The following is a 13995-nucleotide window of genomic DNA, read 5'->3' on the forward strand; positions in this document are numbered from 1 at the left end:
GCACCGATCGCCATTGGCTGCATCAGACCGGAGCGGGCGCGTGTCCTGGGCTGCCCGCAAGGATCGACACGAGGCTGCGCAGGCCCTGTTCGAGCCTTTCGCGGCTAGCCGCCGCGCCGAGCGCCAGGCGCACGCCGTTGGCGCCATCGGGCATAACGGAAAACTCCTCTGCCGGACTAAGCGCCAATCCTCGCCGCCGTGCGAGATCGGCGAGTTCCAAAGAACCCAACCGCCCGTCGAGCGGATACCAAAGATGCAGGCTGGATGGCGCTGAGGCAAACCCTCGGGGCAGGATCATGCGCGCCACCTCCAGTCTCGCTTGCGCTTCGACGCGCACCGCGGTGGTGATCTCGACGGCAAGGCCATTGCGTATCCATTCGCAGGCAAGGCCAGTCATCAGCGGCGGGGCCATCATCGTGGTCCCGCGGATTGCTTCAGCTATCGGCTCGATGGTCTCGGCGCCCGGCCCCACCAAAAACGCGGTGCGCAGGAACGGGGAGACGCATTTCGCCATCGTCGCGATATGGATGGTGCGCTCGGGCGCCAGGCTTAGGAAGGACGGCGGAGACGCTGCAACCAGGGGGCTGTACGGATCGTCCTCGATGATGGTCAGACCCAGCCTGCCTGCCACCCGCGCCAGATGGCGGCGTCGACCCTCAGGCATGACCAGCGCCGACGGATTGTGCATCGTCGGATTGAGATAGAGGACGCGGGCGCCGTGCCGCCGCACCGCGTCCTCAAGATAGTCCGGCCGCATGCCTTGATCGTCACGTCCCACACCGGCCAGTTCGCGCCTCGTCGTCCTGGCAAGCGCTTTCAGGCCCGGATAGGTCAGCGCATCGGTGACGACGGTGTCGCCCTCGCGGGTTTGCGACAGAAGAACGGCTGCCAGCAAAGCCTGCGCGCCTGAACCGACAACCACACGATCGACCGGCAGCCTGTCGCCGGATGCAGAGAGCCACGCGGAACCGGCGGCACGCTCGGCGGGCGAGCCTGGCCCGGGATGGTAGGCCAGAAGCGCCTCCGCGCTCGAACGACGCAGCAGTCCGTCTATGCCGCTGCGGATCAATGCCGGCAGGCTGAGGCCCGCAGGCGCAGGCGGGATGTTCATGCTCAGATCCAGGATCGGTTCCTCGGCTTCCCCCGGCGTGACGAACGTGCCGCGCCCCGCGGCAGCGTCGATGAGATTGCGGCGGCGCGCCTCGGTGAACGCTCTCGTGACGGTCGTCAGATCGACCCCCAGCAACCGGGCCAGTTCACGCTGCGCAGGCAATCTGTCCCCCGGCTGCAGCCGACCGCTTGAACGGGCGTCGGCAAGCGCGTCGACGATCCTGAGATAGATCGGCCCGGAGCCATCTCCCAACGCGGAAAACCACCCGAACTCGCCGTCACCAGTCATCCTGCTACCGCCTTCATTTCTCAGCTCCATACATTTTGTCGCATTGTATGCATACAATCATGATACTAGTATGTATCACGGACCTCAAGGCCGGATGAGAGTGCCCTTTGATGAGGTCGGTTGGAGTGACCATCATGCACGATCACGCGCACTATCCCCCGCTTGTGCCATGGCAAGTCGGAATTCGCGGCCGTTGCCCCCGCTGCGGAGAAGGCAGGCTGTTCAACGGGTTTCTGACGCTTGCGCCAAAATGCGAGGTTTGCGGGCTCGACTACTCTTTTGCAGATCCGGCCGACGGCCCTGCCTTCTTCGTGATCTGCTTCGCCTGCGTGCCTTCCGTGCTGTTCGCCGTCTGGGCGCAAGTGACCTTTGAACCCTCCATGTGGTTCCATGTCTTCGTTTCTTTGCCCATAGTTTTTGCCACATGCATTCCACCCCTGCGGCCCCTCAAGGGTTGGCTGGTGGCAAGCCAGTTTTACCACAAGGCGGAAGAGGGTAGGCTGGCCAAGCCCGGCGAATAGCGCCTGACCCGCGCGCTACAAATCGATCCGGAACAACAAGCTCTCGGCGCCGCCATACACGGCGTCCTTGGTGAACGGCCCGACTAGCCGGCCGCCATTGGCCAGCACCACCTTCTGCGAGGCCGGATTGTCGAGGTCGGTGGTAAGCTCGACGTAAGACAAGCCGACCGCCTTCGCCTCGGGGAGCATCAGCCGCAGCGCTTCGGTGGCATAGCCGCGGCCGCGCTTCCACGGCACCACGGCATAGCCGATATGGCCGAGAACATGCGACGGCAGCGCCGATGTGCCTGTCTGCCAGCGAAAGCCGATGGAGCCGGCGGCCTCGCCGTCCCAGATCCAGCGCCGGAAGCCGGGCAGCCGCGGCACTGTCGTGCCGTCGGGCAGAGCGATCGGCGGCCCCTTGGCTTCGGGATCGTCGAGGCTTGCGAGGAACGCCACCGGATCCTCTTCGATCGCCACAAGCTGCTCGCGCGTTGCCTCTTCGAGCCGCACATTATCCGGCGACCAGCCGCGCTCGAGCGCGGCCTTGTAGGATGGCAGGTGTTCGAGCGCGGGTTTGACGATTTCGATCATGACGACAGACGGCTTGGCGTCCGGCCCGCAAGCCGGACGTAGCGAGAGACAATACCTACTGCAGCAGGCCTTTGACGATGCCGCTCGCCTTGCCGAAATCCATCTGGCCGGCATATTTCTGCTTCAGCGCGGCGATCACCTTGCCCATGTCCTTCTGGCTCGCCGCACCCGTGGCTGCGATCGCCTCGCGGGCCGCCGCCGTCACTGCGGCGTCGTCCAGCTGCGTCGGCAGGAAGCCACGGATGATCTCCATCTCGCCGCGCTCCTGCGCCGCCAGTTCCGGCCGCTTGCCGTCCTCGAAAGCCTTGGCCGATTCCTCGCGCTGCTTCACCATCTTGGCCAGGATCTGCAGGATCTCCTCGTCGCTGGCCGGCTCCTTGGCCGAGCCGCGATTGGCGATGTCGCGGTCGTGGATGGCGGCCTGGATGAGCCGCAGCGTCGGCAGCCGGTGCTTGTCCTGCGCCTTCATCGCGGTCTTCAGGGATTCGGCGATTTTTGCGCGCATGATGCTTTCTCCTTCGAACGGCGCGGACAATAACCGCGGCGAACTCGTAAAGCAAACGCGCCAAGCCTCTGATATCGTTCGACGAAACAAATGTCCACCGTTTTGGCCCGGCATCATTGACCGCTCTGGCGCCTTCCCCTATGTACTCGGCCTTGCATAAGACAATGAATTGATGCGCGCAGGCTCGAGAAATCGGCCGCGCCGTTTGCTGCGCCGATGGCCCGCCATCGAAGCGCGCAACCTGACAGGAGCGCCGCCATGGCCGAGATGACGCCCGGACTGACCCCGCCTTGGGTAACCGAAAAGCCGACCGCCCTTCTGGTGCTGGCCGACGGCACCGTCATCGAGGGCCGCGGTCTCGGCGCCACCGGTTCCGCCGTTGCCGAAGTCTGCTTCAACACCGCACTCACCGGCTACCAGGAAATCCTCACCGACCCGTCCTATGCCGGCCAGATCGTCACCTTCACGTTCCCGCATATTGGCAACATCGGCACCAATGACGAGGACATCGAAGACTTGAACCCGGTCGCCCGCGCCGGCGCCGTCGGTGCAGTATTCAAGGCCGATGTCACCAACCCGTCCAACTACCGCGCCGGCACCGGGCTCGACAAATGGCTGAAGAAGCGTGGCATCGTCGCGCTCTCCGGCATCGACACCCGTGCGCTGACCGCGCTGATCCGCGAAAAGGGCATGCCCAACGCCGTCATCGCGCATGCGCCCGACGGCGTTTTCGACCTCGACGATCTGAAGCAGCGCGCGGCCGCCTGGTCCGGCCTGATCGGGCTCGACCTCGCCAAGGAAGTCACCTCGGGCCAGTCCTCGGTCTGGCGCGAAACGCCCTGGGTCTGGAATGAAGGCTTTGGCGAACAGGCCGAGCCGTCGATGCACGTCGTCGCTATCGACTATGGCGTTAAGCGCAACATCCTTCGCCTGCTTTCCGGCCTCGGCGCCAAGGTCACCGTGGTGCCTGCCAGCACCGGTTCGGAAGAGATCCTCGCCATGCAGCCGGACGGCATTTTCCTCTCCAATGGCCCGGGTGATCCCGAAGCCACCGGCGACTATGCCGTGCCGGTGATCCAGGACCTGCTCAAGACCGACATTCCGGTGTTCGGCATCTGCCTCGGCCACCAGATGCTGGCGCTGGCGCTGGGCGGCAAGACCGCCAAGATGCATCAGGGCCACCACGGCGCCAACCACCCGGTCAAGGATCACACCACCGGCAAGGTCGAGATCGTCTCGATGAACCACGGCTTTGCCGTCGATGCCGACTCCCTGCCCGAGGGCGTCGAGGAAACCCATGTCTCGCTGTTCGATGGTTCCAATTGCGGCATCGCGCTGACGGGACGTCCGGTGTTCTCGGTCCAGCACCACCCCGAGGCCTCGCCCGGTCCGCAGGATTCGCACTATCTGTTCCGCCGCTTCGTCAATTTGATCCGCGAAAAGCGCGGCGAGGAACTGCTGGCCGAGCGGGCTTGAGCCTTACGCCACTGGCCGGCCTTCGCTGGCCTCCAGTATGGCGAACCATTGCTGGCGGTCGAGCACGATATCGATCGCTTTGACCATGGCCGCCAGCCGCTCCGGCTTCATCGTGCCCAGCACCGGTACCAGCCGGGCCGGGTGGCGCAACAGCCAGGCGATGGCGACAGCAGCGAGATCAGCCACGCCGGATTCCGCCGCCACGGCCGCGATTGCTGCCCGGACCCGCGCCTCGCGCCCCTCCTTGCCGGTGAACAGCGAGCCGCCGCCGAGCGGCGACCAGATCATCGGCGCGTAGCCGAGGCGCTGCGCATGATCGAGACTGCCATCGGTCAGCGCGTTGGTTTTCAGCACCGACATTTCGATCTGGTTGGTGGCCAGCGCAAACGGCAGCCGCGAGGCCAGCAGATCGAACTGCGACGGCGTGAAGTTGGAAACGCCGACCGCCCTCACCTTGCCGGAGTTGACCAGCCCGGCAAGGGCTGCCGCGGTCTCGTCGGCATCCATCAGCGGATCGGGCCGATGCAGCAGCAACAGGTCGAGATAATCGGTGCCGAGGTTGCTTAGCGAGCGGTCGACCGAAGCGGTAATGTGACCGGCACTGGTGTCATAGTGCTTCAGCCGGTTTTGCGGCCGGTTGTCGGATGCCAGCATGATGTCGCATTTCGAGATCAGTTCGATGCTGTCGCGCTTGCCCTTCCAGCGCGACAAGCCGGCGCCGAACGCCGCCTCCACCTCGTAATTCCCGTAGATGTCGGCATGGTCGAAGCTGGTCAGGCCGAGATCGACTGCGTTGCCGATCAACCGGGCGACCTGATCGGCATCCGGGCGGGCGGCACTGTCGAGCAGGCGCCAGGCGCCGAACACCAGGCGCGACAGCGACACACCGTCCTTGGTCAGCTTTATGCGGCTGTCGTGGCTCATACCTGTGCTCCGTCTTCAGCGACGCCGGTGGCGGCGCTTCTCACCGCCGCCGGCCGCGCCACTTTCGTCACAAAGACGATAACTGCAAGCGTGAGGAAACACGCGCCGAGCAGATAGGGCGCGCCACCGAAGACGACCGGCGCATTAGGCCCGGTGAACCAGGAAAAGATCGCGGTATAAAGCAGCGGCGTGATGATCGAGGTGATCGAGAAGATCGAGGTCATCGCGCCCTGCAATTCGCCCTGCGCCGAAGGCGGCACCTTGGCGGCGGCAAGGCTCCTCAGCGGCGGATCGGCCAGCGCTTCCAGGCAGCCGACGACGATCACCGCATAGATCATCCAGCCTTGCGAGGCGAAGGCGTAGCCGAAGGCGCTGGCCGCAGTGAATGTCAGGCCGATGACCGCCGTCCTCCATTCGCCAAGTTTTGGGATCACGCGCGGCAGCACCGTCGCCATGACGATCGCACCGCACAGGCCGAACGCGCCGAGCGAGAAGCCGATCTGCTGCTCGCTCCAGCCATAGCGATAGTTGGAAACGAACGACCACACCGCCGGATACATCATGTGGCCGAGCGTCATCAGGAAGAAGGTCAGCCCGATCCACCCTATGCCTTTGTATTGGCGCATCTGCAGCAGCGTTCCGACCGGGTTGGCGCGTTTCCATTCGAAGCGGCGGCGGTGCTTTTGCTCCAGTGTTTCCGGCAGGAAGAACAGCGCGATCAAAAAATTCACGAAGGCAAGCCCGGCGGCGAAATAGAACGGCACGCGCGGCCCGAACGTGCCGAGCAGCCCGCCCAGCACCGGCCCGATGACGAAGCCGACGCCGAAGGCTATTCCGAGCAGGCCGAAATTCTTGGCCCGGTTGTCGTCGTTGGAGATATCGGCGATGAAGGCCGACGTCGTCGAATAGCTGGCGCCCGAAATGCCGGCCAGCACGCGGCCGATGAACAGCATCGGATAGGACCAGGCGATGGCGCAAATCAGATTGTCGATCGAGAAGGTGAGCACGGAAGCAAGCAGGATCGGCCGCCGCCCGAAGCGATCGCTCAAGCCGCCCATGATCGGCGCGAAGAAGAACTGCATCGCGGCATAGACGAAGAACAGCCAGCCGCCCTCGATCGCCGCTTCGCTGATGCCGACGCCGCTCAATTCCCTGAGAAAGGCGGGCAGCACCGGCATGATCATGCCGAAGCCGATAATGTCGAGCAGCAGGGTGGTGAAGACGAGCGCAAGGCCCCGCCTGGCGGTTTTGGGGTCGATCATGATGGCGTCTGCTCCCTGGGACCGCCCTTGGGCGGGCGCTCGTTATAAGCGAGGCGTCACTTTGGAACAATAGGAGAACGCCTTAGGCGTTCTCCTCCTGACATCTGTTGCCGGTGATGAATCGGTCCGCCGACGGATGCGCTTTCAACCGCTGTCGGCTGAAACTTGCGAGCGCCTCAGATTGGACCTGTCAGCGTGTTGCAATCCGACAGCTTGCCGCTCTTGTAGCCGCGCGCCAGCCAGGTCTGCCGCTGCTGCGAGGTACCGTGGTTGAAGCTTTCCGGCACGACATAGCCCTGCATCTTTTTCTGCAGCGTGTCGTCGCCGATCTGCTTGGCGGCGTTCAGCGCCTCTTCGATGTCGCCTTGTTCCAGAATGCCCTTCTGCGCGGTGAAGTGTGCCCACACGCCGGCGAAGCAGTCTGCCTGTAGCTCGATGCGCACCGACATCTGGTTGGCCTCGGCCTCGCCCATGGACTGCCGCATCTGGTTGAACTTGGGCAGGATGCCGGTGAGGTTCTGCACATGGTGGCCGACCTCATGCGCGATCACATAGGCCTGGGCGAAATCGCCCGAGGCGCCGAACTGCTGGTCGAGCTGCTGGAAGAAGGTGGTGTCGAGATAGACCTTGTGGTCGCCGGGACAATAGAACGGACCGGCCGCCGTCGAGGCGGAGCCGCAGGCCGAGCGGATTTGCCCGCTGAACAGCACCAGCTTCGGGTCCTCGTACTTCAGGCCCTGTGACTGGAAGATGCCGGTCCAGGTCTCTTCGGTCTCGGCCAGCACCGTCGCCACGAACTGCTTCATCTCGTCGGAAGCAGGCGTACCGGCACCCTCGTCCTGGCCGCCGCTGTTGTCGGTGATCTGGCCGCCGCCGCCCGGCAGCACGCCGCCGCTGTCGCCTGTGCCCAGGATCTGCGATGGATCGAAGCCGAAATACCATCCGGCCAGCACCACGAGGATGACGAGCAGGATGCTGCCGCCGCCACCGGTGCGGCCGCCGATCGGGACGCGGAACTGGCCAGGGCTGCCGCCGCCGAAACCACCGCCGCCGCTGTCGCTGCGCTCGTCCTCGACATTGTCACTCTGACGGCGGCCCTTCCAGAGCATGGCAACTCCCCGTGATGCAAATTCCCGGCAGACCCGGCCGATGGTATGGCCCGGTCCGACCCAACAAACGAATATCCCAATGGTTGCACCAAGTCACAGTATTTTTCGGTAGTGTCTCAGTTTGAAATTTGCGGAAACGCCTAATTCGTTTGGTCGGCGCGAAGGCGAAGAACGTTTCGGCCATGAAGCAGCCGGTTGACGGCGCTGGCGACGTGTGGACGTGGACCGCCTTGGATAGCGACAGCAAGTCTATCATTTCCTGGCTCGTCGGCGGCCGTGATGGCGAATACGCGCCGGCCTTCATGGACGACGTCAAGGAACGTCTTGCCAATCGCGTCCAGCTTACGACGGACGGCCACCGCGCCTATCTCAATGCGGTCGAGGAAGCCTTTGGAGCGGACATCGACTATGCGGTGCTGATCAAGCAGTATGGCGAGCCGGAAGGCAAGAAGACCTCGCCAGAGCGCCGCTACAGCCCCGCCGTCTGCACTGGCGCAACCAAGACGCGGATTGAAGGCAATCCCGATCCGGTGCATGTCAGCACGTCGCATATCGAGCGCGCAAACCTCACCATGCGGATGACAAACCGTCGCTTCACTGGCGTATCCGCCACGTTGTGGTCGATGGACGATCTTTGCGAGAAGATGGACGCCGGAGCGCCTAAGCCGGGTCCGCGCGGACCATACAAAAAAGGGGCCTAAGGCGGAGCTTCGACGGTAATCTTGATCGAGGAATAGTAAGCCGCAACATTGGCAATGTCTTCATCGCTCAGGTGCTTGACGACCAACGACATCATATAACTCTTGCGCTCCCCGGCCTTGTAAGCCATCAGCGAGTGGACGAGATAGTCGTACTTCTGCCCGGCGAGATTGGGCGCTTCGCCACCGCCGGTCAGAGCTCTGCCGAGGCCATCCTTGCCGTGGCACGACTGGCATTTCACCGTGACTGTCCGGCCGGCGATGCTGTCGCCTGCTGCCTGCGCAGATGACGACGTGACCACGAGGGCAACCACGCCAAGGATCAAGCCACGCATACTATGCTCCGTGAATTGCTCCGTAGATCGGACGACAAGGCACCCTACACCCGGCGAGGCGGCATAGCGAATCTTCCATGGTCGAAGTCGGAATTTCAAACTGAGACACTACCTATTTTTCGCGCCGCCGGCATCGCGGCTTCGCGCTCTGGTCGAGGCGGCCTGCGCGCTGTAGCATCCGGTTCGAACGGGGGTATCAGGGGCTTGCGGACGATCGGCCGATTTCTGTTGCTGGCGGTGCTGTTGTGCCTCGGCTCATGGCCGGTTGGCGCCGTCACGCTCGATTCCAGCGTCGCCGTCACCGATCCCGACACATTGCAGGCGCTCGAGCGTGGCGGCCTGTCGATCAGCCGCCTGCTCGGCCCGGCGCTCGGCCTCACGCGTGAGGTCGACAATCGCGGCCTGTTTTCGGTGCGTGCGCTGACCCCGGTGCGCAACGCCGTAAAGCAGGAGATCGCCGACGAACCGGCCGGCAGTCCCGACCCCTATGTCGCCGCTATGGCCAAGTCGAAGGACCCCAGCCAGAAATTCAACCCGAAATACATTGACGATGACGGCTCGACGCTCGACCTGACCGGCGTCGTCAACCGCATGGACCGCGGCTATCTCGGCCACACCGAATGCGGCGAGATCAGGCTGATCTACCGCTTCCACTATTCGGTGGCGGAGAAGCCGGCGAAGGGAAAGCCAATCGGGGGAAAGACTGCCCAGCGCATTTCATCGCGCCTGCCGCTGACCATGAGCCTGGTCTTCAATGCCAAGCCTGGTGAGGCCCGCGCCCGCGCATCGAGAGACCGTCCAAGCGCCACCGCCGTGTCGTGTGCCGATGTGGCCAAGCGCTGGCTGGCCGCCGGCCAGAAAGATCTTGCCCCCGATCAGTTGGCGGCGTGGCTGCGCTCCGACGAAGGTCCGCTGTCGAACGCCATGTTGAATTCATCGCAGATCATGCGGCTCGAACTCAACATGCAGGTTCTGCGGCTGTCGGCCTCAAGCCGGCGCGATTTCGGCGGCCACGCCGAATATCTCCTGAAAATCTTCAAATGGGATCCGGCGACGTCCACCTTCCAGGAATCGAAGATGGAGAACCAGATCGACAGGAAGATCGTGCTGGCCGACCGGCCGGCCTTCGCCAAATGGCTGCTGACCGACCGCAACATTTACGACCTCGACCGCGGCCGGCTGGTGATCGACGACAAATTCCTGGCGACGAGCGCCGTCTCGGTCGCGCCGGGCGGCATGGCCAGATCGCAGAACAACATCGCCTATGGGCTGCTCGACGACGCCGATGTCGACAAGGCGCTGCAGGACTATGTCGCCAGGGGCAACACGCTGCGCAGCGTGAAATCGGTGGCCGGCTTCAATCTGCGCCTCAACGAGATGTCCTGCACCGGCTGCCACCAGACGCATGGCATTGCCGGCTTCCACTATACCGGCGCCGACCCTTCCAGCGAGCCGCGCCGCAACGCCGTCTTCGTGCCGGGCTCGGCTGTGTTCTTCGCCGACCTGCCGCGCCGACGCGCCATCGTCGAAGGCTTCGCCGCCGGCGGCCATCCTGATTTCACCAAAGGTTTCGCCGCCCGTCCGGATACCAAATATGCCGAGGCGCTGAAAGGCACCGATCTCTACAATGGCTGGGGTTCGATCTGCTATCGCGGCGAGGATCTAAGCTTCAAGGACTGGAGCTGCGGCGCGGGCCTGCGCTGCGCCGGCGTCCATGAGAGCGCCATCCATCCGGGCTTCGGCACTTGCGTCAGCGAAAAGGGCACCGCGGTCGGCGACCCCGTCGAGTTCGGCGAGATCAAGATGTCGACATGGGGCAGCGACCAGTATTGCCGCCTGTCGCCCGCTACGGCGAAAGCCTGCGCCATCGATCCGGCGCGCGACAAGAAACCGGTGATCAAGCTCGCCGGCTACGGCGCGGCGCGCCAGCGCTACGACAATCCCGAGCAGAAGACCGGCGGCTTTCCCGGCGGCATGCTGCGCAAGGCGAGCTGCGAAAGGCTTCCCGACGAGGCAAGCTGCGGGCGGCTGGCCAAGACCGGCTTCAACGACTGCATCGCATCCGGCAAGGACCACAAATTCTGCACCAGCGAATTCACCAAGACCGCTGGCCTGCGCGCCTGCGACAAGGCGCACCCGTGCCGCGAGGACTATATCTGCACCGCCGGCTACGACGATCTGGCAGAAGCCAAGCCCGACAAGGGCACCTGCATCCCGCCCTACTTCATCTTCCAGTTCCGCGTCGACGGCCATCCGCGCAGTTGGGTGCAGGACACGGAGGAGTGAGAATCATTGGCGTCGATTGAACGCCGATCTCTGGCGGGCGGGCCGGCCAGTCCGTCAGGGATTGGGTGTCGCACAGGTCGGACCGTCCGACTGCAGGCATGGTTCACGGCCGGAACGGTCAACCAGGAAACTCTCAATATAGCCGCCATCGGCTTGCGTGACGTAGACGGTTTTTCCATCCGGCCCGCCGAAGGTCAGATTGGTGGGGTTTGTTGCCGATAGTTTGATTTCGCGCACCAGAGTACCATCGGGCGCAAGTTCAGCTACACTGCCTTTGGTCGGACGGGTGACAAATATCTTGCCGTCGGCATCTGTCCGCAGCCCGTCCAATTCCCCAGAATCAAACTTCTTGACCAGATGCGCCGACGTCAGTTTCGTGCCCTGCAACGCATAGGCCCACACTTCTCTGGATTGCGATTCACTGACGTAGAGCGTCTTGCCGTCGGGGCTGAGATCTATGCCGTTGGTCGTCCCCATGGTGCGATCGCTGGACATGACCACACCGCTGCCACTTCCGTCTGGCTTGCGCTCGATGCGCCAGATCTGCCCGGATCGGTGGGCAAAACTTGGGTCGCTGGCATAGAGCGTGCCGTCGGCAGCAATCGCCAGATCGTTCGGTTGATTGAAACCGCTGGAATGAAAATAGACATCCGCCTTGGTTTGGCCGGGCTTGATAACCAACACGTTGTGCTTGCGGTAGTCGGCGACGTACATGCGACCGTCCCGGCCGAAGCGGATGCCGTTGCCGATACTGCCGGTAGGAAGCTTGGCGAAAAGTTCAGATTGCGTGGCGCCAGGGCGCAGCCGGCCGATTGTCCCCTTTTGATTATAGTTGACGACGAACAGGTTTCCGGCCGCATCAACTGCCGGGCCCTCGATGCCCGTGGTGTATTCGCCTTTTGGAGTCAGCCGGCTGCTCGAAAACAGAACCTCTTCCGCTGCAGCCGAAGTCAGACCGAGAACCAGCACGGCCACGCAAATTTCGACCCGCCGCATGTCGTCCCCTCGCAAGAAGCATCCCGATTGCTATTTCAATGAATCACAAATCTGCGGCTTGGCTCTTATCAACGCCTGAATCTGTGAAAGCATTGAGTCACATGCCGGCAGGATTTGCGCCTTCCTGGTCCGTATTGGACCGAACTCGCCCTTTTTTCCGCCGCTTGTCCTGAGCAGCACAGCCGCGTATTCAGTGGCAAAGCCCGGGCAGGATTTGGTCAATTTCTGCCAGTCGGCCCCGGTGCCGCTTCCCCATGTCTTCGCATCCCACGCGGAGCAGCTCACGTGATCGCTGAAAACATCAAGTAGGCATCCTTTCTGGTCGGCTTTGGATTTCGAGAACAAATCCGACATCGCCTGGCTGTGTATGTGCCCGCCCCACCATGTCTGAAACAGTCCTGCTTCTGCCGTGTCGGCCGAACTGAAGTCCGCGCTCCGGTCCCCGCCGACACAATATCTTCCAGACGATTCTCGCATTCCGAGACCGATCAAAAGAGCATAGGCGTGCCTTAGAGTATCGGCTCCATCGGTTGCATTCGACATGCCAAGGCTCTGAAACTTGGCATCGTACCAAGTCAAGGCGTCGCTCCTGTCAGATCCTGTGCCAGGAATTCCGCGCCGCGGCAACAACTTTCACATCAGTCCGGTCAGGCTGACATACGGCTTCCGCAAACACCATCGCCATGCCACGAAAATAAGCTTTCTTGGCAACACCCATGTCTTGCCAATTGGTTGCGGCACATGTCGATTCTGCCGCAATCTTCCCAATCTGATCTTCTTCCGACGGCTCTTGACTGCGGGCCGAAAAACCAAAAAGCATCGATACCAGTATGCTGCCGACGAAAACTATATGCTGTCTCATTACTCCCCCCATTTTCACCAACTATAGCATGAAATCGAAGACAGTATCGACACGATGTTGAAAGCACGCAAATTTATTTGGAAACTTAGAGTGCATACGGATTGCGGCCTTGTCGACACGCATACATTGTACGGCCTTGCCTTGCTCAACCTGGCAGTGCTCCTGTGTTGGCGTCAACGGGGGCAATGCCGCCCGCCCTGCTGGCCGAGCTCAAGACGAGAGCCTACCATCGTCCATTTGGTGCCGGGCGCAGCACTGCTCGCCGACGCCCTGCCGATACCGGTTTAGCTGCTGGAAATTTCAGCTCTTCTGCTTGGCGCCGGCGCTCTTGCCGTCCGAACTCTTGGAGCGCTCCTCGAAACGCGCGGCGCCCTTCTCTAGCGGCCGGCCGGTTTCGGCCTCGGTCTTGCGCTCGTCCTTCGCGGCCGCCTGCTTCAATCCCTTGGCAGCCTGCTTGCCCTTTGCGGTCGGTGCCTGGTCGACGCCCATGGTTTCCTCCTTGTCGCGTGACGCGATCTCAGGAGCAACGTGCGTCGGATGCGGAGGTTCCGGTGGACTTTGGTCCGGGGTCGGCGAGCCTTAGCGCGGCGCGATCATCGCCTTGCGGAAGGCTTCGAGCGTCTCGGCGCTGACATGATGCTCGATGCCTTCGGCATCAATGCGCGCCGTCTCGGCGCTGACACCGAGCGAGCGCAAAAAGGCCTCCACTGTCTGGTGGCGGATGCGGCTTTCCTCCGCCACCTTGCGGCCGGCATCGGTCAGGAACACGCCGCGATACGGTTTGCGGGAGACAAGCCCGTCGGCGCACAGCCTGGTCAGCATCTTGGCCACTGTCGGCTGGGCGACGCCCAGCCGCGCCGCGATATCAACCTGGCGCGCCTCGTTGCCGTCCTCGATCAGGTCGGCGATCAGCTCGACATAATCCTCGACCAGCGCGCTGCGGCGCGCTTCGCGCGTATGCCGGAAGCCTTCGGAATGGACATCGGCATCCGGAAGCGGCTCCTCGCGTCGAACCGGTTTATGCTTCAGCGCCAATACCTGTTCCCTCT

General features: G+C 63.0%; 15 protein-coding genes and 1 pseudogene. 4 read left to right on the forward strand and 12 right to left on the reverse strand.

Translation table 11 applies throughout. The annotated features are described in order from the left end of the window. Window positions 1-22: 22 nt before the first annotated feature. Window positions 23-1399 (reverse strand): aminotransferase-like domain-containing protein, encoded by a 1377-nt coding sequence (locus tag AC1DYC_RS12345; protein WP_477406637.1) that lies wholly within the window; start codon window positions 1397-1399, stop codon window positions 23-25. A 134-nt stretch (window positions 1400-1533) separates the two neighbouring features. On the opposite strand from AC1DYC_RS12345, the gene AC1DYC_RS12350 reads away from it, so the two are divergent. Next, complete coding sequence (locus tag AC1DYC_RS12350) at window positions 1534-1920, forward strand: DUF983 domain-containing protein (RefSeq protein ID WP_477306178.1); 387 nt, start codon at window positions 1534-1536, stop codon at window positions 1918-1920. 15 nt (window positions 1921-1935) lie between these two features. Here AC1DYC_RS12350 and AC1DYC_RS12355 read toward each other — a convergent pair whose 3' ends face one another. Beyond that, on the reverse strand, window positions 1936-2493 hold the full coding sequence (locus AC1DYC_RS12355; protein ID WP_477406639.1) for a GNAT family N-acetyltransferase: 558 nt from the start codon (window positions 2491-2493) through the stop codon (window positions 1936-1938). A 55-nt stretch (window positions 2494-2548) separates the two neighbouring features. Beyond that, window positions 2549-2998: a GatB/YqeY domain-containing protein gene (locus AC1DYC_RS12360; protein ID WP_477406641.1), complete on the reverse strand. Its 450-nt coding sequence runs from the start codon at window positions 2996-2998 to the stop codon at window positions 2549-2551. Between the two features lie 258 nt (window positions 2999-3256). On the opposite strand from AC1DYC_RS12360, the gene carA reads away from it, so the two are divergent. Continuing rightward, window positions 3257-4474 (forward strand): glutamine-hydrolyzing carbamoyl-phosphate synthase small subunit, encoded by a 1218-nt coding sequence (gene carA / locus AC1DYC_RS12365; RefSeq protein ID WP_477406643.1) that lies wholly within the window; start codon window positions 3257-3259, stop codon window positions 4472-4474. A gap of 3 nt (window positions 4475-4477) precedes the next feature. Here the strand turns inward: carA and AC1DYC_RS12370 are convergent, their stop codons facing one another. The 3 genes from AC1DYC_RS12370 to ypfJ form a co-directional block, all read right to left on the reverse strand. Next, window positions 4478-5398, reverse strand: coding sequence for an aldo/keto reductase (locus AC1DYC_RS12370; RefSeq protein ID WP_477406645.1), 921 nt, complete (start codon window positions 5396-5398; stop codon window positions 4478-4480). Continuing rightward, window positions 5395-6660: a TCR/Tet family MFS transporter gene (locus AC1DYC_RS12375; RefSeq protein WP_477406647.1), complete on the reverse strand. Its 1266-nt coding sequence runs from the start codon at window positions 6658-6660 to the stop codon at window positions 5395-5397. The genes AC1DYC_RS12370 and AC1DYC_RS12375 overlap by 4 nt, the downstream gene beginning before the upstream one ends. A 176-nt stretch (window positions 6661-6836) precedes the next feature. Next, window positions 6837-7769, reverse strand: coding sequence for a KPN_02809 family neutral zinc metallopeptidase (gene ypfJ / locus AC1DYC_RS12380; protein WP_477306166.1), 933 nt, complete (start codon window positions 7767-7769; stop codon window positions 6837-6839). A 491-nt stretch (window positions 7770-8260) separates the two neighbouring features. Here ypfJ and AC1DYC_RS12385 point away from each other — a divergent pair. Then, window positions 8261-8470, forward strand: a pseudogene (locus tag AC1DYC_RS12385) (IS1 family transposase); the annotation flags it as partial. Here AC1DYC_RS12385 and AC1DYC_RS12390 read toward each other — a convergent pair. Further along, window positions 8467-8802 (reverse strand): c-type cytochrome, encoded by a 336-nt coding sequence (locus AC1DYC_RS12390; RefSeq protein WP_477406649.1) that lies wholly within the window; start codon window positions 8800-8802, stop codon window positions 8467-8469. The pseudogene AC1DYC_RS12385 and the gene AC1DYC_RS12390 sit on opposite strands and share 4 nt — an antisense overlap. 204 nt (window positions 8803-9006) lie before the next feature. Here AC1DYC_RS12390 and AC1DYC_RS12395 point away from each other — a divergent pair, with 204 nt between their 5' ends. Continuing rightward, window positions 9007-11088, forward strand: coding sequence for a hypothetical protein (locus AC1DYC_RS12395; RefSeq protein ID WP_477406651.1), 2082 nt, complete (start codon window positions 9007-9009; stop codon window positions 11086-11088). A 54-nt stretch (window positions 11089-11142) separates the two neighbouring features. On the opposite strand, the gene AC1DYC_RS12400 is transcribed toward AC1DYC_RS12395, so the two are convergent. The 5 genes from AC1DYC_RS12400 to mntR form a co-directional block, all read right to left on the reverse strand. Continuing rightward, window positions 11143-12084, reverse strand: coding sequence for an SMP-30/gluconolactonase/LRE family protein (locus AC1DYC_RS12400; RefSeq protein ID WP_477406653.1), 942 nt, complete (start codon window positions 12082-12084; stop codon window positions 11143-11145). 30 nt (window positions 12085-12114) lie between these two features. After that, window positions 12115-12663: a hypothetical protein gene (locus AC1DYC_RS12405; protein WP_477406655.1), complete on the reverse strand. Its 549-nt coding sequence runs from the start codon at window positions 12661-12663 to the stop codon at window positions 12115-12117. Window positions 12664-12676: 13 nt separating this feature from the next. Beyond that, window positions 12677-12946: a hypothetical protein gene (locus tag AC1DYC_RS12410; protein ID WP_477406657.1), complete on the reverse strand. Its 270-nt coding sequence runs from the start codon at window positions 12944-12946 to the stop codon at window positions 12677-12679. A gap of 300 nt (window positions 12947-13246) precedes the next feature. Then, window positions 13247-13435: a hypothetical protein gene (locus AC1DYC_RS12415; protein WP_477406659.1), complete on the reverse strand. Its 189-nt coding sequence runs from the start codon at window positions 13433-13435 to the stop codon at window positions 13247-13249. Between the two features lie 90 nt (window positions 13436-13525). Beyond that, complete coding sequence (mntR, locus tag AC1DYC_RS12420) at window positions 13526-13981, reverse strand: manganese-binding transcriptional regulator MntR (protein WP_181058845.1); 456 nt, start codon at window positions 13979-13981, stop codon at window positions 13526-13528. Window positions 13982-13995: the final 14 nt, after the last annotated feature.

The organism is Mesorhizobium sp. P2_E7 (genome assembly GCF_056403855.1).

What these genes read in the sequence shown, in the direction of transcription:
- AC1DYC_RS12345 (WP_477406637.1), bottom strand. Translation starts at nt 1,399, where the DNA reads ATGACTGGTGACGGCGAGTTCGGGTGGTTTTCCGCGTTGGGAGATGGC.
- AC1DYC_RS12350 (WP_477306178.1), top strand. Translation starts at nt 1,534, where the DNA reads ATGCACGATCACGCGCACTATCCCCCGCTTGTGCCATGGCAAGTCGGA.
- AC1DYC_RS12355 (WP_477406639.1), bottom strand. Translation starts at nt 2,493, where the DNA reads ATGATCGAAATCGTCAAACCCGCGCTCGAACACCTGCCATCCTACAAG.
- AC1DYC_RS12360 (WP_477406641.1), bottom strand. Translation starts at nt 2,998, where the DNA reads ATGCGCGCAAAAATCGCCGAATCCCTGAAGACCGCGATGAAGGCGCAG.
- carA (WP_477406643.1), top strand. Translation starts at nt 3,257, where the DNA reads ATGGCCGAGATGACGCCCGGACTGACCCCGCCTTGGGTAACCGAAAAG.
- AC1DYC_RS12370 (WP_477406645.1), bottom strand. Translation starts at nt 5,398, where the DNA reads ATGAGCCACGACAGCCGCATAAAGCTGACCAAGGACGGTGTGTCGCTG.
- AC1DYC_RS12375 (WP_477406647.1), bottom strand. Translation starts at nt 6,660, where the DNA reads ATGATCGACCCCAAAACCGCCAGGCGGGGCCTTGCGCTCGTCTTCACC.
- ypfJ (WP_477306166.1), bottom strand. Translation starts at nt 7,769, where the DNA reads ATGCTCTGGAAGGGCCGCCGTCAGAGTGACAATGTCGAGGACGAGCGC.
- AC1DYC_RS12390 (WP_477406649.1), bottom strand. Translation starts at nt 8,802, where the DNA reads ATGCGTGGCTTGATCCTTGGCGTGGTTGCCCTCGTGGTCACGTCGTCA.
- AC1DYC_RS12400 (WP_477406653.1), bottom strand. Translation starts at nt 12,084, where the DNA reads ATGCGGCGGGTCGAAATTTGCGTGGCCGTGCTGGTTCTCGGTCTGACT.
- AC1DYC_RS12410 (WP_477406657.1), bottom strand. Translation starts at nt 12,946, where the DNA reads ATGAGACAGCATATAGTTTTCGTCGGCAGCATACTGGTATCGATGCTT.
- AC1DYC_RS12415 (WP_477406659.1), bottom strand. Translation starts at nt 13,435, where the DNA reads ATGGGCGTCGACCAGGCACCGACCGCAAAGGGCAAGCAGGCTGCCAAG.